The 23,235-nt window shown below is 68.4% G+C and carries 20 protein-coding genes and 5 pseudogenes; 14 read left to right on the top strand and 11 right to left on the bottom strand.

Going from position 1 to position 23,235, the window contains the following annotated elements:
* Positions 1 to 266 precede the first annotated feature (266 nt).
* Positions 267 to 1,688: a hypothetical protein gene (locus KCH87_RS47815; protein ID WP_210594314.1), complete on the bottom strand. Its 1,422-nt coding sequence runs from the start codon at positions 1,686 to 1,688 to the stop codon at positions 267 to 269.
* A 585-nt stretch (positions 1,689 to 2,273) separates the two neighbouring features.
* Here KCH87_RS47815 and KCH87_RS47810 point away from each other — a divergent pair.
* Genes KCH87_RS47810 through KCH87_RS47800 form a run of 3 tightly spaced genes read left to right on the top strand, consistent with a single transcriptional unit; the run spans position 2,274 to position 5,025 of the window.
* Positions 2,274 to 3,527 carry a helix-turn-helix domain-containing protein gene (locus KCH87_RS47810; RefSeq protein ID WP_210594316.1) on the top strand — a complete coding sequence of 418 codons (1,254 nt, stop codon included), beginning with the start codon at positions 2,274 to 2,276 and terminating at the stop codon, positions 3,525 to 3,527.
* Complete coding sequence (locus KCH87_RS47805; RefSeq protein ID WP_210594312.1) at positions 3,527 to 4,567, top strand: hypothetical protein; 1,041 nt, start codon at positions 3,527 to 3,529, stop codon at positions 4,565 to 4,567. The genes KCH87_RS47810 and KCH87_RS47805 overlap by 1 nt, the downstream gene beginning before the upstream one ends.
* Positions 4,564 to 5,025, top strand: coding sequence for a hypothetical protein (locus tag KCH87_RS47800; protein ID WP_210594310.1), 462 nt, complete (start codon positions 4,564 to 4,566; stop codon positions 5,023 to 5,025). Before KCH87_RS47805 ends, KCH87_RS47800 begins: the two co-directional genes overlap by 4 nt.
* A 12-nt stretch (positions 5,026 to 5,037) precedes the next feature.
* Here KCH87_RS47800 and KCH87_RS47795 read toward each other — a convergent pair whose 3' ends face one another.
* Complete coding sequence (locus KCH87_RS47795; RefSeq protein WP_210594308.1) at positions 5,038 to 6,126, bottom strand: hypothetical protein; 1,089 nt, start codon at positions 6,124 to 6,126, stop codon at positions 5,038 to 5,040.
* A gap of 145 nt (positions 6,127 to 6,271) precedes the next feature.
* Positions 6,272 to 8,329, bottom strand: a complete 2,058-nt coding sequence (locus KCH87_RS47790) for a hypothetical protein (RefSeq protein WP_210594306.1) — start codon at positions 8,327 to 8,329, stop codon at positions 6,272 to 6,274.
* A gap of 632 nt (positions 8,330 to 8,961) precedes the next feature.
* Between KCH87_RS47790 and KCH87_RS47785 the strand changes: the two genes are divergently transcribed.
* Positions 8,962 to 9,135: a hypothetical protein gene (locus tag KCH87_RS47785; RefSeq protein ID WP_210594304.1), complete on the top strand. Its 174-nt coding sequence runs from the start codon at positions 8,962 to 8,964 to the stop codon at positions 9,133 to 9,135.
* A gap of 1,469 nt (positions 9,136 to 10,604) precedes the next feature.
* Positions 10,605 to 11,036 carry a hypothetical protein gene (locus tag KCH87_RS47780; RefSeq protein WP_210594302.1) on the top strand — a complete coding sequence of 144 codons (432 nt, stop codon included), beginning with the start codon at positions 10,605 to 10,607 and terminating at the stop codon, positions 11,034 to 11,036.
* Positions 11,037 to 11,674: 638 nt separating this feature from the next.
* Here the strand turns inward: KCH87_RS47780 and KCH87_RS47775 are convergent.
* Positions 11,675 to 12,805, bottom strand: coding sequence for a hypothetical protein (locus tag KCH87_RS47775; protein WP_210594301.1), 1,131 nt, complete (start codon positions 12,803 to 12,805; stop codon positions 11,675 to 11,677).
* Between the two features lie 79 nt (positions 12,806 to 12,884).
* Between KCH87_RS47775 and KCH87_RS47770 the strand changes: the two genes are divergently transcribed.
* Positions 12,885 to 13,346, top strand: a complete 462-nt coding sequence (locus tag KCH87_RS47770; RefSeq protein ID WP_210594300.1) for a hypothetical protein — start codon at positions 12,885 to 12,887, stop codon at positions 13,344 to 13,346.
* Positions 13,347 to 13,402: 56 nt separating this feature from the next.
* Here the strand turns inward: KCH87_RS47770 and KCH87_RS47765 are convergent.
* The 4 genes and pseudogenes from KCH87_RS47765 to KCH87_RS47750 all read right to left on the bottom strand — a co-directional run.
* Positions 13,403 to 13,948, bottom strand: a pseudogene (locus KCH87_RS47765) (Ku protein); the annotation flags it as partial.
* 442 nt (positions 13,949 to 14,390) lie between these two features.
* Positions 14,391 to 15,098 carry a hypothetical protein gene (locus KCH87_RS47760; protein ID WP_210594298.1) on the bottom strand — a complete coding sequence of 236 codons (708 nt, stop codon included), beginning with the start codon at positions 15,096 to 15,098 and terminating at the stop codon, positions 14,391 to 14,393.
* A 143-nt stretch (positions 15,099 to 15,241) separates the two neighbouring features.
* A pseudogene (locus KCH87_RS47755) lies at positions 15,242 to 15,613 on the bottom strand (transposase family protein); the annotation flags it as partial.
* 225 nt (positions 15,614 to 15,838) lie between these two features.
* On the bottom strand, positions 15,839 to 15,994 hold the full coding sequence (locus tag KCH87_RS47750) for a hypothetical protein (protein ID WP_210594297.1): 156 nt from the start codon (positions 15,992 to 15,994) through the stop codon (positions 15,839 to 15,841).
* A gap of 437 nt (positions 15,995 to 16,431) precedes the next feature.
* Here KCH87_RS47750 and KCH87_RS47745 point away from each other — a divergent pair, with 437 nt between their 5' ends.
* The 8 genes and pseudogenes from KCH87_RS47745 to KCH87_RS47720 all read left to right on the top strand — a co-directional run bounded on the left by KCH87_RS47745 (position 16,432) and on the right by KCH87_RS47720 (position 21,999).
* A complete protein-coding gene (locus tag KCH87_RS47745) occupies positions 16,432 to 16,851 on the top strand; it encodes a DUF2690 domain-containing protein (RefSeq protein ID WP_210594296.1) in 420 nt (139 codons plus the stop codon).
* Between the two features lie 385 nt (positions 16,852 to 17,236).
* Positions 17,237 to 17,602: a hypothetical protein gene (locus KCH87_RS47740; protein ID WP_247197908.1), complete on the top strand. Its 366-nt coding sequence runs from the start codon at positions 17,237 to 17,239 to the stop codon at positions 17,600 to 17,602.
* Between the two features lie 25 nt (positions 17,603 to 17,627).
* A pseudogene (locus KCH87_RS50915) lies at positions 17,628 to 17,846 on the top strand (hypothetical protein); the annotation flags it as partial.
* An 87-nt stretch (positions 17,847 to 17,933) separates the two neighbouring features.
* Positions 17,934 to 19,043 (top strand): hypothetical protein, encoded by a 1,110-nt coding sequence (locus KCH87_RS47735; protein WP_247197907.1) that lies wholly within the window; start codon positions 17,934 to 17,936, stop codon positions 19,041 to 19,043.
* A 25-nt stretch (positions 19,044 to 19,068) separates the two neighbouring features.
* Positions 19,069 to 19,623, top strand: a complete 555-nt coding sequence (locus tag KCH87_RS49880; RefSeq protein WP_247197906.1) for a hypothetical protein — start codon at positions 19,069 to 19,071, stop codon at positions 19,621 to 19,623.
* A complete protein-coding gene (locus KCH87_RS49875) occupies positions 19,608 to 19,976 on the top strand; it encodes a hypothetical protein (protein WP_308299093.1) in 369 nt (122 codons plus the stop codon). Before KCH87_RS49880 ends, KCH87_RS49875 begins: the two co-directional genes overlap by 16 nt.
* A gap of 373 nt (positions 19,977 to 20,349) precedes the next feature.
* On the top strand, positions 20,350 to 21,330 hold the full coding sequence (locus KCH87_RS47725; RefSeq protein ID WP_210594293.1) for a helix-turn-helix domain-containing protein: 981 nt from the start codon (positions 20,350 to 20,352) through the stop codon (positions 21,328 to 21,330).
* Positions 21,331 to 21,435: 105 nt separating this feature from the next.
* On the top strand, positions 21,436 to 21,999 hold the full coding sequence (locus KCH87_RS47720; protein ID WP_210594292.1) for a hypothetical protein: 564 nt from the start codon (positions 21,436 to 21,438) through the stop codon (positions 21,997 to 21,999).
* Here KCH87_RS47720 and KCH87_RS47715 read toward each other — a convergent pair.
* The 3 genes and pseudogenes from KCH87_RS47715 to KCH87_RS47705 all read right to left on the bottom strand — a co-directional run.
* Positions 21,996 to 22,328 carry a hypothetical protein gene (locus tag KCH87_RS47715; RefSeq protein WP_210594291.1) on the bottom strand — a complete coding sequence of 111 codons (333 nt, stop codon included), beginning with the start codon at positions 22,326 to 22,328 and terminating at the stop codon, positions 21,996 to 21,998. The genes KCH87_RS47720 and KCH87_RS47715 overlap by 4 nt on opposite strands.
* A gap of 79 nt (positions 22,329 to 22,407) precedes the next feature.
* Positions 22,408 to 22,767, bottom strand: a pseudogene (locus KCH87_RS47710) (ATP-binding protein); the annotation flags it as partial.
* Between the two features lie 14 nt (positions 22,768 to 22,781).
* Positions 22,782 to 23,235, bottom strand: a pseudogene (locus KCH87_RS47705) (IS21 family transposase); the annotation flags it as partial.

Below are 23,235 nucleotides of genomic sequence, written 5' to 3'. Positions count from 1 at the left end.
CGCGGCTGCGCGGCCCCTGCCCAGGCGGCGATGCAGCACCCGCTGGGTCCGGGGATGTCTCTGGTCGCCCCGGACCATCGACTGAGGGTCCTGCGCTACTTGGGTCCGGTCTTCTCCAGCACAACGTGCGTCTTGATCCCGCCGAGACCCATGGCGGAGACTCCCGCTCGCAACGGTGCCTTGTCAGGCCAAGCCTCGGCCCCGTGCAGCGCCCTCAAATTGGCCCACTTGCCGGTGAGCAGCTCGCCCGCTTTCTGGCGGGTGGGTCAGTCGTCGATGTCCTCGCGTGGTGCGAGGAGCGCGAAGTACGTGTCGCGTGCCTCCTTGCTCAGCTCGCCGTCGAGGGAGAGTGCCTGGCGCAGGGTGCGGAGGGTCTCTGTGGGCGGTATGTCCCACCGGTTGTTGGCTTTGCGCATGATCTCGCCGATGTACCAGTAGGCGGATTCGGGGTGGTGGCGGATGTACCAGTCCAGCATCTTCGCCACCGGGATGGTCAGGCTGAGGTGGTTCCAGGACGGGTCCTTCCGCGTCCCCTTCCTCGTGTTCTTGCCGTGCTCGTGCAGTTCGATGGACTCGGCGAAGTCGTTGAGGATCGTGCCTTCGATGGTGGGGCCGAGGATGTCGGTGGGCAGGATGCGGTCCAGGCTGACGGCGACGCTCCAGGCGAGCGCGTCGGAGATCTCGCGTACGGAGGCCTCGTTGCGCTGGCGCAGGACCCACCGTTTGCGCACGTCCGGCCGACCCCACAGGGTGCTGTGGAAATCGGCGGCGAAGCGGTCGCGTACGGCGGCCGCGCCGGGGGAGAGATCGTCGCGGTCGCCGGCGGACATGGTGGCCCGGATGCCTTCGTGGGAGCGCTGGCGGGCCTCTGCCCAGTCGTCGGCTACGGCGCGCGCCCACTGGTCGCGGCCGCCTACCGCCGCCTGCGGCTGGGGCACTTCGCTGTTTCGGCGTGAGATGTAGGCGCGCAGCGTGGAGGCGGTGATGCCGCCGAGCTCCGCCACCTCCGGCACGCCGAGCAGCTGGGCGCCGGTCAGCTCGGGGCTGGCGACGTCGACCACACACTTGTCCAGGGGGCGGGCGTCGCCCTGCTCCTGGTGGTGCCTGGCCCACAGCGCCAGGTGGTCGAGCCAGTTGTCCGGGGCCGGCGCTTCACGGTCGAAGGTGGTGACCTTGCCGATGTAGGCGCGGTCGGGGCCGGCGCGGCCGTCGAGCATGTCGGTGGCACTGACGGTGAGCGCGGCGCGGGACTTGCGCCGTTCGTAGTCCTGCTCGACGGGGTCCCAGACCTGTCCGGGCCGGTACCAGGTGGTGCCGTCCCACCAGTAGCCGCCGGCGCGGAACAGCAGCGCGTCCCCCGCCCAGTCGCTGTGCAGGGAGGGTGTCTCCTCGTCGCTCATCAGCAGCACGGTTCGCCCGTGCTCGGGGTGGGAGCGGACGGACCAGCCCAGGGTGTGCTGGAGCGGGTCGGTGGTGAAGGCGTGCCAGCCGCCGCTCTGGCGGTTGAGGTCGAAGCGCCCCCACATGCCGCTGGCCTCGTGGCGGCCGACGGCTTCGATGGCCTCGGGCCCCTCGTCGAGGGGGAGGTGGGAGTCGTCGACGAACGGTAGGCCAGGCACCGGGTGGTCGGTGCGCAGGCCGTTGGCGAGTGGTAGAACGTGGCCCAACGTGGATTCCTCACTTCGCATCTAGTGCTGCACTTCTTCTGCAACACCTTGCGTGCCCAACTGTGCATCAACTCCAACCTTCTTTGTGCAGCAAGTTTCGGCCAACTCTTCGTGCACGGGCGCCGGGACTCAGGAAGGTTCAAGTCCGGCACAGGTGTGCAGAGTTGGGCACAAGCTCCTACCGTGTGTCCGGCAGCGTGCGGGCTGCTGGAACCTGCTGATGGAACCGGGGGAAGCGCGTTGAAGGATTTCGTCGCGGCCAGTGCGGCTCAACTGGCGCAGTGCATGCGGGAAGATTCCTGGCCGCTCGTCCGCGAGGCGCTCGTGGCGTTCCTCGCCGACAACGAATCCGGCAGCGAGGCTCGCGCGGACGAGGTCGGGCACGAGCTGGACCGGGCCCGCAGCGACCTGCTCTTCGCCCTCGATCATGGAGAGGAGGACACCGCTGCCGATGTGGAAGCCGAATTGCGTATGCGCCTGCGTCGTGTCCTTCGCGGCAGGCCCGGTGCAAGCACCCCGCTGCGCCATTTGGTAAACCAATTCCTGTCGGCCGCCCCGGATTCCGGGCCGCTCGAAGCATTCAGGCAGCGAACCGCCACGACCCGGGTGCCCTCCGGGCCGGCGGCCCCAAGAGCCTCGACTTCCAGCCCTCCGGATGTCGCGGCCCGGAAGCTTTCCGGGCGACGCCGCAAGGAGATCGTCGCGGTGCTGCTGTTCAGCGGCGGCCCCGTCTTCGAGAGTTCCATACCGCTGTCGGTGTTCGGGATCGACCGTCAGGACGCCGGCGTGCCGCGCTACCGCCTGCTGGTGTGCGGCGGCGAGGACGGGCCGCTGCGGACCACGGGGGGCCTGGAGCTCACCGCGCCGCATGGTCTGGAAGCGATCTCGCGGGCGGGCACGGTCGTCGTGCCGGCCTGGCGCTCGATCACTTCGCCGCCACCGGAGGAAGCGCTCGACGCACTGCGCCGGGCGCACGAGGAAGGCGCCCGCATCGTCGGACTCAATACCGGGGTGTTCGCCCTGGCTGCCGCGGGCCTGCTGGACGGACGTCCCGCGACGACGCACTGGATGTACGCGCCGACGCTGGCCAAGCGCTACCCGTCGGTGCACGTCGATCCGCGGGAGCTGTTCGTGGACGACGGCGACGTGCTGACCTCGGCCGGGACGGCCGCGGGCATCGACCTGTGCCTGCACATCGTGCGGACGGATCACGGCAACGAGGCGGCCGGGGCGCTCGCCCGGCGCCTGGTGGTCCCGCTGCGCCGCAGCGGCGGTCAGGAGCGCTACCTCGATCGATCTTCATTGGAGGAGATCGGCGCCGATCCGCTCGCCGAGGTCGTCGCCTGGGCGCTGGAGCACCTCCACGAACAGATCGACGTGCAGGACCTCGCCACGCGTGCCTACATGAGTCGGCGCACCTTCAGCCACCGCTTCCGTGAGCTCACCGGAAGTCCCCCAGGCCAGTGGTTGATCACACAACGGGTTCTGAAGGCGCAGTACCTCCTGGAGACGTCGGAGTACTCGCTCGACGAGATCGCCGAACTGTGCGGCTTCCGCTCACCGGTGGCCCTGCGCGGCCACTTCCGCCGCCAGCTGGGGGCGTCCCCGGCCAATTACCGCGCCGCCTACCGCGCTCGCCGCGCCGCGGGCGGCGGGACCCTGCACACCTCACCTGGGCCTTCGCCTGCCCCAGACGACGATGAGTGGCCGCCTCCGCCGCCGCTCCCGCCGGCTGGCTCTCCGGTCCCGATGGCTACTCGCCGTACGGCTGCGGCCGACGCTTTGGCACCTTGGACAGGCCGTAGTTCGGCTGCTGATCGACGCGCGGGCACTCCTTCTGAGCGCGACGCTGACGCCTGATGGGAGATATCGCCAAGGGGGCGCTGGGAGGCGCCTGGAGCCTGCTGGTCGGGTGGGTGCTGCCCACCGCACTCAACCTCGCCGTGCTCACCACGACTCTGCTGCCCGGCCTTCGCACGGTCCCGCCGTTCGAGCACGCAGCCAGCCTGGCCGAAGGACGCGGCGCGCTGGCCTTTCTCACCACCTCGCTGATGCTGGGCCTGGTCCTCAACGCTCTGCAGAACCCCCTCTACCGCATCCTGGAGGGCTACCTGCTGTGGCCGTCGGGCGTGTACGAATACGGCTGCCGACGCCATCAGGCCATCAGGCGGTGCCTGACCGACCGGCTTCTGCTCATGCGTCTCGAACGCCGCGCCGCCGACGCCGGCCTGACGGCCGTCGACAGCGCGGACCTCATGCTCCTGCGCCACAGCCCGCACCTGGCCCGGCATCGAAAGCTTGATCAGCGCAGCACCGTCACCCGCCGGGCGCTGTTGCAAGAGCGTCTCGCCCGCTACCCCGTCGGCGACGGCCACCTCGCGCCAACCCGGCTCGGCAACGCAATCCGCCGATTTGAGGTCTACGCCCACGACCGCTTTCAGCTCGACTCGCAGCTCCTGTGGAACGAGCTGACCGCCACCGCCCCGGAACAGGCGCGTCGCCAGGTCGACACCGCCCGGACAAGCGTCGACTTCTTCGTCTGCCTGCTCTACGGCCACCTCGCCGTACTGCTCGCCGCGGCGGTGACCCTCACTTCCGCTGCCGTCGGCGCGCCAGCCGCAGCAACTACCGCAGTTGTCCTCACCGCCCTTGTTCCCGTGTGGTACCGCTGCGCCGTCAGCGCCACAGATGAATGGGCGGCTGCCGTGAGGGCCCTGGTCAACGTGGGACGGCACCCCTTGGCCGCATCGCTCGGATTGGATATCCCCAAGGAACTCGCCGCCGAGCGCACGATGTGGTCCCTGGTCTCCCGGCTCCCACGCATTCCGTACCACGAGCACGCTGCAGCCCTGGACCACTACCGTCGCTCACCTGCCCCCACCGGCGACGACACGACGTGACGGTGCGGTCAGGCCGACGGCACGGCGGTGAGCAACGCCTGCTCGGCGGGCTGGTCCAGACGCTCTGGAAGATCTGGCGGCCTGTGAATCCGGCGTTCCTTCCTTCAGATGGCGCGGCACAAAGGGCCGCATTGGGCCTGCAGGCGATGGAGTGCCGCGACGACCTGCTGGAGACGGCAGTCGTCGTGGACGCGCTCGCCCTGTGCCGCCCGCCGGGCGGCCGCTTGCCGTTGCCCTACCAGGAGGAGCCCGGCGGGCCGGACGAAGCGGATGAGCTGCGCACCGACGCCTCCAGTGTCGCCAGCCATCTCGCGGAGCACGACCTGCGTCACGGCACGAGCCGGACCGGCGACATACCGCCGCCGCTGCGGGAGGGCTGCACGGAGTCGGAGCGCGACGCCGTACGCGAGTATGCCCGCCGGGAGTGGCGGGCCCGCGAGGACCCCAAACAGCGATGACGTCGGGACCGACTACGCGCCGGCCTCCTGGTCGTCGGGGTGCGCGAGGTCCTGGTTCAGCGCCCGTAGCAGCGCGTGGGCCAGGAGGATCGCCGGCAGGACGAACTCCGGACGGTAGGTGTCGGGCGAGGCCTCGTGCGCTCCTAGGTGGCGGTTGAAAGTGTCCTGGGCGTCGCCGGGCGCGAAGGCGTTCCGCATACCCGCCAGCACCAGGTAGTGCTTGAACTGCAGCAGCGTGAGGTCGCCCCAGCCGTCCGCCTCGTCCAGGGCGCTGGTGATGGTGCCGTGATGCCCGGCCTTCGGGTACGTCGTCTGAGGGAAGGAACGCCGAATCCAGGCCTTGCCTTGACGCTTCAGCGTGGTGTCCAGCACGTTGCCTGCCAGTGCCTGGGCGCCCTCGGCGAAGCTGGCCCGCGCGGTGCGGGTGGCAGTCCTAAGGAGCGTGACCACGCCGGTGAGATCGGGATGGGTGACGATCTGCAGACTGGCGTCGATGTCGTCGAGAACGTCGTCGCGGTGCTCGGCAAGGAGGGCGTAGCGCTCGTTGCGCGTGCTGAGGAGAAGCAGGGCCTTGACGATCCGAGTCCGTGGCGCCCACGCGAGGGACAGCCCGTCCTCCTCACTCAGGTCCAGGATCGTGTGGAGCTCCTCGGAGTCGACGCCGATGAGGTTCGCGGGCAGGAAAAGCCCTGCCGCCGCCGCGAGTTGGTCCAGCAGCGCGCGGGGCAGCGACACGCTGCGCACGACGTCGTTGATGCGGCTGTGCCAGTCGTGGATAGCGCTCAGTTCGCTCTGGAGCGCGAGGACGGGCGCGGCGATCGCCTGGTACTGGCGCTGGGTGTCCAGGGCCGCCCGATAGGCCGCGTTGGCCGGTCCCATGGCGTCGAGGATCGAGCGACGTGTGGACTCGACCATGCGGAGTTGGCGGCGGACCGGCTCAAACTGCCTGTCGATGGAGTTGAGCCAGGCCGAGGTCCGCCTGATCGACTCCAGGAATCCGGACAGGCCGATGTCGCCGCCGCTCTGCTGCGGCTCCGCTTCCTGGCCGAAGTCTTCGTCGCCGCCTTCTTCTTCTGCGCCGGGGGTGTCCTCGTCGTTCATGGACTCATGATCCCGGCTTCGGCGCGGGCGGGCACTCGCATTTGTGGCGGCGGGGTGCGGCACGCGAGGCCCTACGCGCCTCGGCGCGCCTGGGGGTCGGGGTCAGCCCAGGCGCGGCAACGTCGGGTATCAGCCCGTCGCTCTGTCAGTGGCGCGGTCTCGTGTCCGGGCTGTGGGCTTCGAGGATCTGCCGTGCGTCGACGGTTTCCTGGCCGCCGAGGCGGACGCGTTCGAGTTCGGGGAGCAGTTCTGCGTAGAGCGGCAGCGCCGCAGCGGGGCCATCGGTATCGAGCACGGCACGGGCCAGGGCTGCCCGGACGACCAGAGGGGCGGCGGGTCCCGAGCCCGCCCAGTCGGGACGATTCGCACAGGCCCGTCGGTACTTCGACGCTTGTTTCAGCCCGGCCTGGAGCTTGTCTCGGCGTGCTCGTAGCCTGCGGGCATCGTAGTGATCGACACCGAAGGCCTGGACGTAGTCGGCGAGCAGCTCGCTGTACGCTGGCAATACGGCGGCTGTGCCCTCCAGAAGCATTCGGTAGTGGCAGATGATGCGGCGAGTAAGCAGGACCCTCCAGTGTTCCTGGCCTTGCACGCCGATCTGGTCGGCGAGCAGGGACTCGGCCAGGGCGAGAGCCTCCGTTGGGGACTCGACCTCACAGACAAGGACCACGTAGCCAACGCGTGTGAGCAGTGTCTGCGGATGGTCTGCGCCCAACTGGTGTGTCTGATCGGCCAGAAGTTCTTCGTACAGGGGGCGCGCTGCCTTCATTCCTTCGCTGACGGCGACAGAGATTGCGAGTGCATGGCGGCCAGCTAGAACGCTACGGCTGTCCGCGCCCAGCACCGCGGTGGCCTCGGACAGCCACTGCTCATACAAGGAGCGTGCCGCATCCGCACCGATGTACCGGTGTGTCGTCCACGCCAAGTGGTACTGGACGCCCAGGGCGACCCGATGCCGGTCCCCAAGCTGCTTCCGTGCCTCCTCCACCAAGGATTCCTGAAGTATGCGGGCCTGCTCCGGGTCGCTCTGAGCGACGCATGTCGTCTCCACGGCCCGGAGGTTGAACACGGAGGGCTCGCCCCCTCCGCACACCCGTTGGACATCGCGGCGTACCTGCCGTGCATCGTCGGCCAGCCGCTCGACGAGATCAGCGTCGAGCATCGACTCTCCCGCAGTGATGAGGACATGGCTGGTGCGGATCCGCAAGGTGACGGGGTGATCGCTGCCCAGCGCGTCGACGGCCTCCGCCTTGAGCGTTTCGACAACGCCTCGGACGTCGGCGGAGTCCATCGCCGGTTCATAGCGTGCCCATGCGGCATCAAGGCGTGCAGCCAGAAGCACCGGATGTCGCACACCGTAGGCGTCTTCGAGATCGTGCAGCAGGTTCTCCACCTGTCCGGCCGACACAGCTTCGTCGACGTCGCGCAGCGAGCGGGCCACGCCCAGGCGGGCCAGCAGCCGCAGCCGGTCCGGGGCGTCGGGGGCATCGGCGCAGGTGCGGAAGAGCCGGCGTGCCTGGAGAGTGTGGTCGCACCGCTCCTCCCAGACGGCCAGTCGCAGGCGCGCCAGGTGTGTGAGGGTGTGACCGGCACCGAGTGCGCTCAGGCAGTCGGTGAGCAGTGTCTCGGTCTCGGCGCGGGCCGCAGCGGCATCACCGGCCTCGCCAGTCCAGTACGCGGCCGTGTGACGCGCGGCCAACATCTGTTCCCCCTGCGGCGGGAACAACTCGGCCGCCGCATCCAACAGGATCCGCGCGATCCGGTGGGCTTCCACGGGAAGCCCCAGCTGCTGCAGTTCACCGACGACGTTCGCAAGTCGCACGAGACGTGGGTGGCCAAGCCAGGATGCCTCGGCATCCTCCGACAGAAGCACAGCGTCGCCGGCACCGTCCCAGCCCGTGAGCAGGCCCAGTTGCATGGGGGCCGTCATGAGCGACAGCGGACCATGGGCGCCGCTTTGTGGTGTGTCCCTGAGCGTCTCCCACCGCAGTTTCCACTCGCGCGCATCTGTCCACAGGCGCAGGGTCGCATCGCCGTTGCGCGGCGGGATCAGCGCCAGGAGCTGGGTCACCAGGCCTTCCAGGATGACGGTGTCGGTGCCGATGGGCTGCTCGACGTCCTTCAGGTAGCTGGAGATCGTCGACAGGCTGGTGAGCGGTCCGGTGTACCCGGCGGCCTGCGAAGCGGGGCCAATCTGCCGCATGGGCACCCCCGCCGCTGTGAGCAGGGACCGTAGGTCCCGCCGCATCTCCCGCCATGAGTCCCCGTGCTCGTGCCCGCTCAAGCGTCTCGCTCCTCTTCTCCCACTGCCGTCAACGCTGTGCGGCAGTCGACCAGTTCACCGGTCACGCTGAGCTCTGGTCCAACGGGCACGCCGTGTTCTGGACGGCATCGGCGTGTCCTGAACAGCGCACGGCTGTCCGGGATCGGGTCGAGCAGGGTCCGGCCATGGCTGGCTGGTGCCGAGCCGCAACTCGAGGAGGCTTTCCATGGCGAACTTGTTCCGACTCGCCCTCGCGGTGTGGTCGCTGGGGCGCTGGCGGTACGCGCAGGGGACGGCCCGGGAGGCGCGACTGCACGGCACGATGCACCCAGGGTGGTCTCGTCCGGCGACGGCCAGGACCTGCCCCGCAACGCCCCTGCAACGGGCGCGTGCATTCGGTGCAACACCCTTAGGCGTTGTGAGCGCCAGCGGGCGCCCATAGCTGATCACCAGAGCCCCCGAACTCCCAGGCTGCGGACACACTTTGACGTCGGACGGCCGTCCCTGAGGGCCTGTTCGCTGCCAGCTGCCGGGCCCACGACCCCCGTTACCCCGACCACCGAGGACTGCCCGTGTCAACGCTCGCCCTGCTCGTCGTCCTGCTCCTGGTCCTGGTCGGCCTGCTGCTCGCCAGCGGCATCGCTTACGTCGTGCACCGCAACCCCGCGTGGGCGCCCCCGATCGGCGCCGCCCTGGCGGCCGTCACGCTGATGGTGACCGTTGTCGCCGTCATCACGGCGCACTGAGAACCTGCTGATGAAGCCGACATCCCAAGCCGTACGGTATGGCCGACCTCGGGCCTGGCCTGCTCGACTCCGCCGGTCGTTTGTTCCATTGAACGATTCTCAGCGGAAGTTCAGCGGCGCGATTGACGCGGCATACGATTCGCCGGAATTGTCACTCACTAAATCGTGATCATGTCCTCAAGGCGCAAAGCCGGTGGTGTCGACGGTCACGTAATTCGGCTCTGGCGAAGATCGTGTGATCGGGCCCGTAGCGCAGGGACAGCCTGACACGATGCGAGGCGCGCAGTTCGCCGAGCCGTGAGTCGTTTCTTTCCTATTTGGCCGGTGTCGTGGCCCAGTGCAGTGGCCTTCGGCCCCTTCACCGCGCGGCCTGCGTCGGCGGTGGTGACCATCCGCAGAGGCGAGGTCGGCGTCGCCGTCGACCGTTACACGGTGAGAGGTGTCGGCTGGACTGCGCCGGCAACGGGTGCGCGCCGCCCCGGGGGAAGCCGGCGCAGACAAGGAGTACGGCACCATGCGAGGAACTCTTCGATCCCTTGAAGGCCGTCGCCGTGCCGCGGCTGCCGTTCCCGCACGCCGGCCAGGCGCTGCAGATCGTCCGCCGGCGGCGCACGGTGCGCACCGGCAAGGTGTCGCTCGAACGCGTCTACGCGGTCACCAGTCTGACGGTTCACCAGGCGACAGCCGCTGACCTGGCGGAACGCGTACGCGGGCACTGGGCAATCGAGAATCGTGAGCGCCATGTCAGGGACGTGACGTTCGGGGAGGATGCCTCGCGGGTGCGGACCGGCAACGCGCCCCGGGCGATGGCCTCCCTGCGGAATTTGGCCATCGGCGCGCTCCGCCTGGCCGGATGGGACAACATCGCCGGGGGCCTGCGCCACCACGGGCGGGACATGACCCGGCCGCCGACCGCCCTCGGACTCACGTGCTCATTCCCGACCGGTCGCGAGAACGACGGAGCCCTGCCCCGCCCCGTCTCCGTCCGCCGCGTGGCGAGCCACGCCGCGCCACTTCCCGGAAGTGGGGGGGACAGTTCGTGTTTCGGGCATGCCCGAAACTCCTTCGCCGCGCCTCGGCGGGGGTCTAGCGTCGCCGGGGACCAGCACGATCGACCAGCACAATGCGAAAGCCGCAGCACGCGCCGCAACCATCACATTCATACTCGCCAGCGCCCTTGCAGGCACAGCAGCAACCGCAACAGCAGGCGACAGCTCCGGTGTGCCCGGCGGGGTGTGGCGCCCATGGGCGAAAACGCCGGTGCTCGGCTTGGTCCCGGACTTCTGTCTCTGTCCCCAGAGGCAAGGTCGCTATCTGTAATGCGCAGGCCGATGTCTCGCCCCTGGGCTTCTCGGTCACGGGGCGAGGCGGACGCCATTCCACGACTGTCCTGTAGCTCGAACCGAACATTCCGGAGGAAACCAGTGTTTGTGACATCAAGGACACGCAAGATTCGGCGCACCGCGAGTGTGGCCGCGGTCGCCGCTGCTGTTGCCCTGCCGCTGATGGTGGCGAGTCCGGCGCACGCAGAGCTCGTGGACTGCAATTACAACTCGACGCCGAACGGCTGGTATGGCTCGTGTCACCGGTTCCCCACAGACGGCGACGCGGGGGGCGTCAGCGGCGACGTCCAAAACACACATGTCAGCAGCGATCGCTCAGCGCGGGTGGAATTCAAGGCCAGGAGCGAGCGCTACTGGTTCTCCAACAGGACTAACAGGAAGGCGTCCTTCACGTCCTGGATTGTCGTGGGCGGGCAATGGCGCATGTTCAAGGAAGCCCAGCTCAATACGAACGGCGATTTTTGGTTCAACACCAGCATCGCCGAGAACATCCCGGTCTCGATCAGTATCTGCGTCGAGGGTAAGGGCTGCGTACGGGTGGACTCCCTGCGCAGCTGACGCGGTCGAAGGCCGCATCCCCGCTCGGAGGCCGGTGCGTCCGCCAGGTCACCGACCAGCGCTGCTTCCACCCCGGAGCCAGATCGAGCCCGATCCTCCCCTCGGACACCGAGACCGGAGCAAGCAGTGCGTCCCAGCTGCATTGGTGAGACCACAGCACAGGACGAGTCGGCTGGTCTTCCTCGCCGCTACCGTCGTGGACGCGCTCCCGGACGTACCTCCCCCCACCAGGGAAGCGCCAAGCGCGTACACCGCAGCGCCGACCTTCGAAACTGGTGTCAACTGGACCGAAAAACAGGCGAAGGTGTCAACAAACAACGACCTTCCAGTGTCAAGTAGAGCGATCAGGACCGACCAGAACCCGCAGGCCAGTCCACCATCGCGGTGTCACCTATCTCGAAAAGTCGCAGCAGGGTGAGATGGACGGCCGGCGTGCGGACGCTGGTGTCCTGCACCCCCGACCGGGACGAGGCGCCATCAGGGTCCAGGCCCGCTCACGCCTCCGGCGCATCCGGTGCACCGGCCACGCAGTTCGGGCCGCAGCGGTCCCTACTTCAAGGCCCAGGGGCAGAGTGGGGGATCGCCGACCGCACACCCTGGATCCATCAGAAACAACCCCCACCCGAGCAACCTGGCGGTCAGTTGGAGAGCTCGATCTCGGTCCAACGGCGCCGGACCAACCCCACCTGGAACCGATCTTGTGCCCAATCGGACTGGTAGATCGAGCGCTCGGCGTCCGTCACAAACCATGGATCCGCGGGCAGGTCCGCTTCGGGGAAGGAAGCCCGCAGGATGAGGTACGTGATGGCGATGCTGACCCGCTGGGAGGTCGTGAGAGATTCGACCGGGGGACGCGGGCCGGTTGGGCGGGAGCGTGCCGGCGGCTGAGCCTGTGTGTCATCGATCGGCAAAGGGCGCTCGGCCAACCGAAGCAAGGTGCTGATGCTCTGCTCGAACGATCCGCGCGGGCGGACGGGGACAAGCCAAACCCGCAAGCGCTTAAGGTCGTCGATGTCCGATTCGTCGACGGGATCCTGTGCCGATCTCTCCACTCGGTTCCGGAGGTCTTCCAGCCGGGACAGGCTGATCAGCCACTTGCTGCCCGCCCACCAGTTGACGAGCGGCAGTACGAGCGCGAGGGTCACCAGCCAGCCGTCCCCGCTCCATTGGAGCCCGGACCTGCCCCACCACCATGGCGGGACCGCAATGACGAGCAGGATGCCGGCGCCCCGAGCCACCCAGGCGGATGGATCATGGCGTGACATCCGGTGGACGAAGGTGAGTCGACGTCGGGAGACGGCACGCGAGATCAGCCCGTGGACAAAGACGTTTCCCTCGGTCGTGATCTCATCGAACACCCAGCCCGCACGCATGGGCGACGGCATTTGGTCCAGATACTTCTCGATGTAGGCGGCGAGGAACCGGGCCGTGAACACGTGAGCGACCGTCAGCGCGGTGAAGACGAGCCACATCCGGTCGACCGGCACGGAGACCGAGGCCACCTGGACGGACTGGCCGCCCGCCAGGAGACGGGTCAGCACGACGGCGACGGCCAGGAGACCGCCGAAGGCCAGAATGCGTGCCGCGTTGCGGGCTCCGGCAACGATGCGTCGCTGAGCGGGACTCGGGTCGGTCACCGGCTCACGATCGTTCAGCCGGACCGTGGTTGGCAAGCCTCCACCCGCGGCCCCAAGCAGCTGACCACGGCACCGGCCGTCACCTGCCGGACCATGAGAGTGCCGACACAGCCGCGGCTGCACCCAGTTCACGCGCGGCCGAAGACCGCACGGGCCGGCAGCAGACGGCCGGCAAGAGCATGTCGGCGTCGGCGCGGGGAAGGTCACGCGCGTGACTGAAGCGGTAACGCTCGTGATCTCGATCGTGTCCTTGTCGACGTCGATAGCAGTGTTCTACTGGCAGAGTCGGCACGGGGACTTCGACCTGGCCCGTCTGCTCCACGCCGACCTGACAAGCGGCGAGGTGGCGAAAGCCCGCGACCTGCTGGGAACCCTGCTGCACTCTCCCAACTCCATGTGTGACGACGACCTCCCCGACGTCCGGACCGCCTACTTCACCCTGCTGTGGTGCTTCGAGCGGCTCTACGCCGGCCGCCGCGCCATCCAGGACGGCGGCATGGCAAGCCGCCGTCCGCTGCGGTTCCTCGACCGGCTGATCAGCGGGCAACTGACGTACTGGTCCCTGAACTTGCCCCGCGTCCGCGACGAACTGCAACAGCGCATGGGGCCGATCGAAGACGAGCAGTCGATGTGGGCCTTCGAGGAACTCAAGCGCACCGCCCTGCCCTCCTGAGTAGGAGCGCAGGCCCTCCCAAACGAGCTCCCGCTGCTGCTGGAGGACGCGGTTCGTCACGCGGTGCGCGGCCGACGCCCCGACGTCTTCTTCGCCGTGGTCTTCTTCGCGGCAGCCTTCTTTGCCGACTGCTTCTTCGCTGTTCCCTTCCTGGCCGCGGTCTTCTTCGGTGGCAGGCCGTGGACCTCGGCATCGGTGCCCTCGCCGCGCGACGCCTTCGCCTTGGTCACCGACTCCTTCAGCGCCGCCATCAAGTCGAGTACCTGGCCCGGTTCCTTCTCCGGTGTCGGAGCCTCCGGCAGGGCGTGGCCCTCCCGCTTGGCGTCAAGGACCTGCTGCAGGGCCTCGGTGTAGTGGTCGGTGAAGTCAGGGCCTTGCAGTGTCTCCGTGGTCATGCGGTCGATGAGGGCCAGCGCCTGGTCAACCTCCTGATCGGACAGCTGAACCGCGGGCGGCAGCAGCTCGGAGGGATCGCGGACCTCGTCCGGCCAGCGCATTCCGTGCAAAACGATCACATCGTCGCGGATCCTGAGCAGGCCCAGGCGTTCCCGGCCACTCCACGCGTACTTGGCGATCGCCACCTTCGAGGACCGGCCGAGGGCCTGGACGAGTACTGGTGATCTCGGTTATCCATAGCTGCGGAATGGGCCGCCGGTCGGTCCCTCTGCCAGGGATGGTCGAGGCCTGACGGGAGCAGTTGTTGGTCGAGGTCACGACGATCGCCGTACCGGCCGATGACCGTCAGGCCGACGATCTCCCAGGCCAGTTGCCGTCGGAAACTGCCCTCCACCGCCGCCTGGTCGGCAAGCCCCGTCCCGGCGCTCATCTGACTCGCTGTACTACAGCGTCCTTGCGGACGAGTGGCCTGCCGTGCGCGACAAGCTGCTTACCCCTGCTCAAACTGAGTATGAAAAGCGCTCAATGTGAGGCGGCTCGCCGGTTACCGAAATCAGGGAGCCGCCGAATACTTGTAGATCCACTGCCATGACCTGACCGCCACACCGAAAGGCAGGATAACGATGCCCCATAACTTCACCTGGGAGGTCAACGGGCGGGGCCCATGATCAGTGGCCGCAGTCGGCGTTGCAGCGTCTCGTCCTTGATGTGCTGCCCTATATCGGGGGCATGGCCCAAGAACCACTGGGTAGGGCCCGGGCAGAAGTCGGTATGAGGTTCGTCGCTGCGGATCGTGAGGGTCTTCACTTTGCGGCCGGTCTTCATTTCATACACTTCGAAGGTGTACGTGACCGGATACACATCCCATCCGATTCCGTCGTCGTCGCAGCGAGTGACCCGTGTGTCGCTGCGCTGGTGCGCCTTGGTCTGGCAGATGAGAAGTTCCGCGCGTGCGGGATCAGTCTCGTACGTCCTCTTCTTATGCCATGGCTGCCACTCGTTCGGCAGATCGATCGTGTGAAGACGAAATTCCTCCAGCCCTTCCGGTGAGTCCGCTTCCGTGTCCGCCACGGCCAGGTGTGGCCCGGGTCCGGCGTAGTCCGGGGCCTTCGGGTTGGGGAAGTCAACCGGTGATTCGGAGTCAAAGAGGTAGCCGCAGCCGTCGATGGTGGAGGGCGAGGGGGCAGGCGTGGCGGACCGTGCGGCGCTGGTGGACGGAGTTTTCGGGGCAGCCTTACGGGAGGGCTCCTGCGCCGACTCCTGCGTCGGCTCCGTGACCAGGACGCTCACGCCAACTAGGCCGAGCAGGCCAACCACTACCGCGACCACCAGGATCCATAAGTTTCTGAGCGACACCCCAACCACCTGATCTCCGTTCGGAGAACTGCTCTTCTCCGGCCGCCCGCTGCCCGAAATCGACCAGTCTATGGACGGACGTGGGGACCGGTCCCGGCCGAAGTCCACGATCAGTGGATGGCGGCCTTCGGAGTGCACTCCAGCTCGTGTTTCCCGGAGTAGAAGGGCCGGTCGGCGGCGATCCGGTCGATCGGCAGCAGCGTGCCGTCCAGAATCACGAATGCCTTGGGGCAGGCGGTCTTCATCGCCTCGGCGAGGGGCGGTGCGAGGGCGGCGAGGACCTCGACGGCCTCGGCGATGTACCGGTAGGCGGTGGTGGTCCCAACGCCGAACCCGGCGGCGAGCTGGGCGTAGGTATGCCCGCACCTCAGGTGGACGAGCGTCAGCAGGGCCTGACGACCGGGGCTCAGCCGCCGCCAGCGGGTGCCGCGTTGCCGGCGATGGTCCCGCAGCCGGGCGGACAGGAAGCGCAGGGCGGAGCCGGACACGTCGATCCCGGACGGGTAGACAAGCATGCGAAGCCTCTGGTGGAGACGGTTCTCTTGGTCGAAAACCCATCTACCAGAGGCTTTACCGCGCTGTCAGCCCAAGGCCCCATCATCTGCACGAGGTTGGAAAAGGCTCAGAAGCTGTTTCAGATCCGGTGATCTGTGACGTTCTGTGACGGATGGGCTGGCGATTCCCTATCCCCGTGTCTGATCGGTGTGATGATCGTTGGTTTGGCGAAGAAGCCGGATGACCTACCCCGCGAGGCGCTGGAGCCGGCCGAACTCCGGCGCCTGGTCCTCGCCGCCGTCGACCTGTACATCGACCGCGACGCCCTCGCCCGGCAGATCGCCCGCGAGGAAGAACAACGCCGCGCCCTGGCCGCCTTTCTGGACGGCCGGGCGCAGCAATGCCAGCGGAGCGCCGGCCTTTCCCCACCGCGCGCAGATGCTCCCAGCCGACCTCGGGGTGGGAGGCGACGACCGCGTCGACGGACGCCGTGGCGTAGAGCGCGACGTTGACGGCCCCGGGTCCTTCACGCGGGTTGGGGTGTCCTCGGTTGCCCCAGCAGGAGTCCTCCCGCTCATCAGGTACGACCATGTCCGGCCCTTCTCGAGGGTCTGGCCGGCCACGGCGGCGTGCGGGACCTGGCCGTCGTGGAGGCGGGCAGCGGCCGGCGGCCCGGCGCTTGGCTGCGGCCTGCGTGTCCGCGGCGCAGGGGGCCGCACTCGTGCGCGCCGCACAGGATCAGAGCCGGACGAAGGCGTCCGGTGGTTCCGGGACCCGTCCCGGACCGGTGGCGGTATACCTCGGCTACCGACGCACCATCCGAGTGAAAGGGAGTCTAATGAGCAGACTGTTCGGTGCTCTGGCGCTTTCCGGCGTGACGCTGGCCGCTTTGGCGGTGGCCCCGTCTGCCTCCGCGCAGGACGACGGTCAGGCCAAGCGGTCCGCGGCCACCTGCTACGCGCAATCCTGCCACGGGCAGGACCCGCAAACGACCGGGTGTGCTGCCGATGCCTTCTCCCCCGACACCAAGTACATCGACGGCAGGAAGCTCGAACTGCGGTACAGCCCGACCTGCCGGGCGGCGTGGGGGCGTATCAGCGGCGGCGGCCGAGACTACGTGTCCATCCACAGCAGCTCGGGGGCGGAGTTCTGGAACAGCCCCGTCTATCACTCGTACACGGCCATGGTCAACGACGCAGGCCTGTTCGCCTACGCCTGCACGACGGTCGGAAACGACACGTGCACGCACACCTATTAGCGGAAGGCAGCGGCGTGATCGGGCGGCGCGCTGGGGTCCTGGCACTCCTGGCCGCAGCGTGACCGCCTGATCTGCGCTGACCGGCCCGCCCACGACGCTGGAGCAGCAGTGAGCGGGCCGGGACGACCCGGTACAGGGTGCGGCGCCCGCCCGTGGGTCAGCGGCGGGGGGCGGTGTACCGGCCGGTCGCGGCCGCGGCGCCCGGCCAGGAGGTGTCGACAGGACGGGTGTCTCCGTCGGCGCTGGACAGCGTCCCCTGCTGCCGCCCGGGCGATCGGGCACTGGGTCGTATGGGGTTTCCCGTTGGCCTGTCTGACGCAGATAGCAGCGGTGCGCGACCTTGCGCAGCCACGCCCGCAGTTCCCGAATACTGTCCCATTTCTCGATGGCCACGGTCACTCACCTCACCACCGTCGGGATGCTGTCGCTGCCGCTGTGGGCGCAAGTGCCCCTGGGCGTGGTCGCCGGGTTCGGCATCGGGGTGGTCGCCGCGATCATGGGCGTGGCCGGCGGCGAGCTGCTGATCCCGACGATCGTGCTGCTGTTCGCCGCGGACATCAAGACGGCCGGGAGTCTGTCCCTGCTGGTGTCGTTGCCGACCATGCTGGTCGCCTTCGCCCGATACAGCCGGGACGGCAGCTTCGCGGTGCTGGGGGGCCTGCTGGTCGGCGTGTTCTCGGACCTGGTGCTCATCCCCGTGCTGGCCGTGATCCTGCTCGTCTCCTCGGCCAAGCTCGCACGTCACGACTGACGCCACGCAGACGGCCCGGTGCGCCGTGGGCCGGCACCTCCCAAAGTGGAGTCACTTCTCACCTACCAAACGAGACCCTCCGGCCGCCAGGTGGAGTCAGAACTCACCTACAAACGGAGTCAACGAACACCTACGAAGCCAGTTCGGGCAACCTCTCACCGGCCACACCGGCGCAGTCACGGCGGTGGCGTGCATGGTGATGGACAGCACCTCGATCGCTGTCACCGGCGGCGAGGACGGAACAGTACGGGTGTGGGCCCTGGCCACTGGTACCCCGCTTGGACAACCCCTCACCGGCCACACTGGCGTCGTTGAGGAGGTGGCGTGTGGGGTGGTGGATGGAATCCCGGTTGCCGTCACCGTCGGCGGCCGCGCCGACGGGACGGTGCGGGTATGGGAGCTGGCCACCAGCACCCTGCTGTCGCAGCAGCCCCGGGAGTCCCTGGTCGGCCAGACTACGTTCCCGTCGATAGCGTGCGCGGTGGTGGACGGCGCCCCGGTCACTATCACCAGCGCCCCCCACGACGACACGGTGTGGGTGTGGGACCTGGCCACCGGCACTCCCTTCGGGCAGCCCCTCACCGGCCACACCCGCGTAGTCACGGAGGTGGCGTGCGGGGTGGTGGATGGCAACCCGGTTGCCGTCACCGCCGACATCGGGACAGTACGGGTATGGGATTTGGCCACTGGCACCCTGCTCACTCCGATCCTCACCGGCCACACCAGCGAAGTCGCGTCGATAGCGTGCGCGGTGGTGGACGGCACCCCGGTCGTCATCACCGCGTATGTAAGAGATAACGCGGTGTGGGTGTGGGACCTGGCCGCCGGCACTCCGTTCGGGCAGCCCCTCACCGGCTGCACCAGTCGGGTGGAGGGCGTAGCAGGTGTAGCGTGCGCCGTGGTGGACGGCGTCCCGGTTGCCGTCACCGCCGGCCGCGCCGACGGGACGGTGCGGGTGTGGGATCTGGCCTCCGGAACCTTGCTCAGGCAGTTCCCGGCTGGCCACCAATACCTGGTCGGCCACCGGGAGCGGGCAGGCGCCCACGCAGGTCTGTCTGGTGTGGCGTGCGCGATGGTGGACGGCGTCCCGGCTGCCGTCACCGCCAGTCGCGCTGGGACGGTACGGGTATGGGATTTGGCCACTGGCACCCCGCTCACTCCGTTCCTCACCGGCCACACGGGTGAAATCACGTCGGTGGCGTGCGCGGTGGTGGACGGCACCCCTGTCGCCATCACCAGTGCCCCTCCCGACGACACGGTGCGGGTGTGGAACCTACGTACAGGCAAGCCCGCAGGGTTCCTGGCAGCGCCAGGTGCTCGAGCTGTCGCCCTCACGGCCGAGGGAGATCTCATCGTCGGTATGGGGAAGGATATAGCGGCCTTCCGCCGCCGCCCCGCGTATCCCCCGCTGAACAGCAGTCAGCAACACACGTACGGGTGACGTAGCGCCTGCGACACGTGTCGCATTGAGACAACGAACTCTGCCTAAGAAGGGCGCCCTGCGGTTCTGGCACCGCGACGCCCGCGGCATCACCGAACTCATCCAGCTCCGGGCCCTGGCCTACTTCGGGGTGCGCTCTTCGGCGGCGGCCGCGCCGAACCCGATGCTCGCCGCCATGGCCGCCGCCCTCACCCCGCCCGGCCAGCGGACCGTCATCGAGGACACACCCGACGCGATCGAAGCGTTCCTGCAGCCCCGCCCCGTCCGCGAACTGCCCGGCATCGGCACAGCGATGACAGCCACGCTCACCGAGTACGGTCTGCACACCATCGGCGACATCGCCGACGTCCCCGTGCTGACCCTGCAGCGCCTGCTCGGAGCCCGCGCCGGCCGCACCCTCCACGAGCGAGCCCACGGCCGCGACACCGCCGTCGTCGACCCCGCCCCCGTCGCGGCGAGCATCAGCGCAGAACACCACTTCCCCCACGACGAACTCGATCCCGCCCAGCACCGGCGCGCCCTGCTCGCCCTGGCCGACGACCTCGGAGCCCGAGCAGCAAGCAGATCGCCCGAGGCCTGACCTGCACCATCCGCTACGCCGACCAGAGCGCCACCCGCCGCAGCCGCACCCTGCCCGAACCCACCCACCACACCCTGCTCCTGGCGCGCACCGCGTACGCGCTGTACGAGTCCCTCGGTCTGCAACGCGCGAGAGTCCGCAGCATCACGCTGCGCGGCGACAGCCTCCAGCCCGCGGCCCAGGCCACCCGGCAGCTCACCCTGGACGCCGGCGACGACAAGCCCCTCACGCTCGAAGCCGTCGCCGACCGCGCCCGCTTCGGGCACGGAATGCTCTACCCCGCAGCCCTCGCCGCCCGGCGCCCAGCGTCGAACCACCAACCCCGCGGACGGCGGCAAGGAGGCGCCGGGTGATCCATCGGGTAAGGATGCAGTTCACCCCCGACGGCCCGGCCGTCGAAGGGACATGGGCCATCCCCGGCACCGCCGTCGTAGTGGTGATGATGGATCCCTTCCTCGGCTTGTATGACGTAACTGGAGGCCACCGGGCTAATGGCCCGGTTGTCCGGCTGATCCAGCCTGACGGGTGGGGAGGACGGCTTAGCCGTCAGCCGGCGCCGGTTTCCTTGGCCAGCTGGGGTGGCGCCTTTCCGGGCCAGGCGGCGGATCATGAGGGTGATGGCTGCCGCCCAGGTGATCAGGGTCTCGGAGTGTCGGATGTGCCTTCGAGAGCCTGTCCGGTGCGAGGCTGGTGTCGGGCGCCGCAGCGGCGACACCATGGTGGGTCATGGACGTGGCCAGCACTGCCGAGGTCCCAGCGGGGGAGCGGTTCGCCTACTGGCGCGAGGTGAACTCGAAGCTCTACGTGCCCTACGACTTACGCTGCGATTCGCAGGCGGAGAGCGAATTTTGGGCGCACGTCGGTTTCAGCGTCTTCGGTCCTGTGCAGGCTGTGCTGGCGACTGTGGTGCCGCACTCGGCCCACCGCACGCCCAAGCTCATCCGGCGGGCCGATCCCGAGGTGTTCGAGCTGGCCTGCACGGTGAACGGCGGCAGCACGGTGACGCAGAACGGCCGGCACGCGGATCTGAGCGTTGGGAATCTGGTACTGGTCGACACCTCGCGTCCGTACCAGGTCGAGCATGCGCCGCATATTCCGGTGAGCCGGGTGCTGCTCCTGCACTTTTCGCGCTCGCTGCTGCCGTTACCTTCGAAGGACTTGAGGCGCCTGACCGCGGTGCGCATCCCAGGTGAGCGGGGCATCGGTGCGCTGTCGTCCCAGTTCCTGCTGCACCTGGCCCGGCACATGCCCGACCTCAGTCCATCGGAGACCGCCCGGCTGTCCACCCTCACCCTCGATGTGCTGACCACGGCACTGGCAGAGGCGTTGGACACCCAGAGCACGGTGCCACCCCACACCCGCCAGCGCGCGCTGATGGCCCAGATCCACGCCTTCATCCGAGACCACCTGGGCGATGCTCACCTGACCCCGGATGTGATCGCCGCTGCGCACCACATCTCCCTGCGCTACCTGCACAAGCTCTTCCAGCAGGACGGGCACACTGTCGCCGGCTGGATCCGCGAACGCCGCCTGGAGCAGTGCCGGCGCGACTTCGCCAACCCCCAGCTGGCCGCCCGCCCGATCCACGTGATCGCGGCTCGGTGGGGGTTCACCAGCCCCGCACACTTCAGCCAGGCCTTCCGCAGCGCCTACGGCCTCTCCCCGCGCCAGTACCGCCAGCAGTGCGCGACAGTGCACGCAGACTAAAGACCTGTGCGCTCACCCGTAACGCCAAGTAGGGGCCCATGCCTGCATCCTCTGACGTGCGGCGCGGGCTGCGCGTCGCCAGCCATCTGAATGGGGAGTGCACAAATGCGGGTCAACAAATTCGTTGTGGCCGCCGCTGCAGTGGCCGGGCAGGTCCTTCTGTTAGCGAGCCCGGCGGTGGCCGGTGCGGCCGCCCCCGAGGGCAAATACTGCGCCGTTCAGCTCGGCAAGTCGTCGGCCGGTAAGAATTCGCCGGTCGTGGCACAGGCGTGCTCAAACACATCCCTGGCCGAAGCGAAGGCCACGATGCAAATTCGCCACCAGGCGACGACACGTGCCCGAGGCGAGACCGCTGCGGCCGCGCCCGTCGCGTTGATGTACTTGTATGAGAACGTCAACTACAACAGGGACAGCCAGGGCGACATGACGGCCGTCTACGTCCCCGAAAACTGCGACACGGCTGGCTATCGCTTCGAGCCGGTCGAGTGGTGGAAGAACAATGTCTCGTCCGTGGCCGGCGGCAGCACCCGGTGCAACACCTCTCGCGTCTACAACAAGGCGCAGACTTCATCGGCCGTCTTCAAGATCCATGTCGAGGGCGACGGGCGCTGGCTTGGTGGCTACAGCGACAACGTCCACCACTTCCAGACCTACTGGTCGCTGGGCTAAGGCCGCGTCCTACCCGGTGAATGCCCGTTGCTGCTGGGGTCGGCCCACTCAAGTTCGCTCAGCAGATTCCAGCTGAGCACGGCCCTGCCTGCCTCGGTCTCCGTCGGCCAGACCATTCCGACACTGTTCTCGCACTGGCCCAGCCACTCCGTCAGGGGCGGCTGCTCCTCAACGTGACGAGCTTCGGCGATGATCGCGGTGAGGAGCGGCTGCTTGCCGATCCAGTCAGCGGCGTACTTCACCTCGCGACCGAGGCCCTGCGCCGGTGAGTTGACGATCTGGCGGTACCGCCTCGCCAGACCTCCCTGGAGGTTATCGAGCAGACGCATGTGGTCCGTCCTTCCACTTGCTGTGACCTGCCGAGAATCGCAGACTCCTCCGATGAAAGGGCCGTACACACGCGACCGCACCATCGGGACGAGCGAGGCAGAGCGGCTGTCCCTTCTTGACCCACTCGCAGGTGGCGAGGGTGTGGACGACGGCGGGGTCGATGTTGGGGTTGGCGTCGAAATCGAACTCCCGCAGTGACTTCTGCCTCGGGAAGGCAGCTGCCTTGATCCTGCGCTCGGAGCGACGCCGTGCCCGGTCGTCGCACTCAGCCAGCAGCAGTTCGGCGAGGAAGGTGAGGTAGGACATTTGCTCGCGGGCGGCCTGCTCGGCAAGGTCCGGGAACTTCCCGCGGATGGTGGGCAGCCGGAGCATCCGGCACGCGCCGACCACGGCGGTTTCGGCCGCCTGCTCGCTCATCCGGCGGCTGGTGGCGTTCATGGCATCTGTTCTCCCTAACTGGCAGCGGTGGTGCCGCGGGTGCGGCCAAGGAGCTGGTCGTAGGGGGCCGGTGAGGGAAGCGGCCGGGTGTCGGGCGGGAGATGGGCCAGCCGCCGTGCGGTCAGGAAGGTGACGGTCGGCTCTCGCCGCGGCTCCGGCTCGGGCAGGGTGGTGTCCGCGTCGTCGGCTTCCTGGGCCTTGCGGGCCTCCAGCGCGACGGCGTCCGCGGTCAGCGCGCCCACCCGCAACGTGGCCGCGAGCCCGGCCACCAGGTGCTCGTGCGGGATGCGCCGGCCCAGCAGGAGCACGTCGATCAACGCCCGGGTGCCGTCGCGGTCGCCCCGGACCTTGCAGACCGCGGCCCACCACGCATCGTGGACCGGGGTGAACTTCCCGGCAGCTTTGGCCTGTTCGAGCGCGGTCGCCCCGGGCAGAGCGCCGGGCTTGCGCACCAGGGCTGCTGTGTGT

This window comes from Streptomyces sp. GESEQ-35, assembly GCF_017948485.1.
Taxonomy (GTDB): domain Bacteria; phylum Actinomycetota; class Actinomycetes; order Streptomycetales; family Streptomycetaceae; genus Streptomyces.
The sequence above is the reverse complement of the archived record's forward strand: the minus strand, read 5'-3'. Positions and strand labels throughout refer to the sequence as shown.

Bases quoted from the DNA above. Each gene is read 5' to 3' on its own strand.
- KCH87_RS47815 (WP_210594314.1), bottom strand. From the start codon at position 1,688: ATGCGAAGTGAGGAATCCACGTTGGGCCACGTTCTACCACTCGCCAAC.
- KCH87_RS47805 (WP_210594312.1), top strand. From the start codon at position 3,527: ATGGGAGATATCGCCAAGGGGGCGCTGGGAGGCGCCTGGAGCCTGCTG.
- KCH87_RS47795 (WP_210594308.1), bottom strand. From the start codon at position 6,126: ATGAACGACGAGGACACCCCCGGCGCAGAAGAAGAAGGCGGCGACGAA.
- KCH87_RS47790 (WP_210594306.1), bottom strand. From the start codon at position 8,329: ATGCGGCAGATTGGCCCCGCTTCGCAGGCCGCCGGGTACACCGGACCG.
- KCH87_RS47745 (WP_210594296.1), top strand. From the start codon at position 16,432: ATGAGCAGACTGTTCGGTGCTCTGGCGCTTTCCGGCGTGACGCTGGCC.
- KCH87_RS47740 (WP_247197908.1), top strand. From the start codon at position 17,237: ATGGCCACGGTCACTCACCTCACCACCGTCGGGATGCTGTCGCTGCCG.
- KCH87_RS47725 (WP_210594293.1), top strand. From the start codon at position 20,350: ATGGACGTGGCCAGCACTGCCGAGGTCCCAGCGGGGGAGCGGTTCGCC.
- KCH87_RS47720 (WP_210594292.1), top strand. From the start codon at position 21,436: ATGCGGGTCAACAAATTCGTTGTGGCCGCCGCTGCAGTGGCCGGGCAG.
- KCH87_RS47715 (WP_210594291.1), bottom strand. From the start codon at position 22,328: ATGCGTCTGCTCGATAACCTCCAGGGAGGTCTGGCGAGGCGGTACCGC.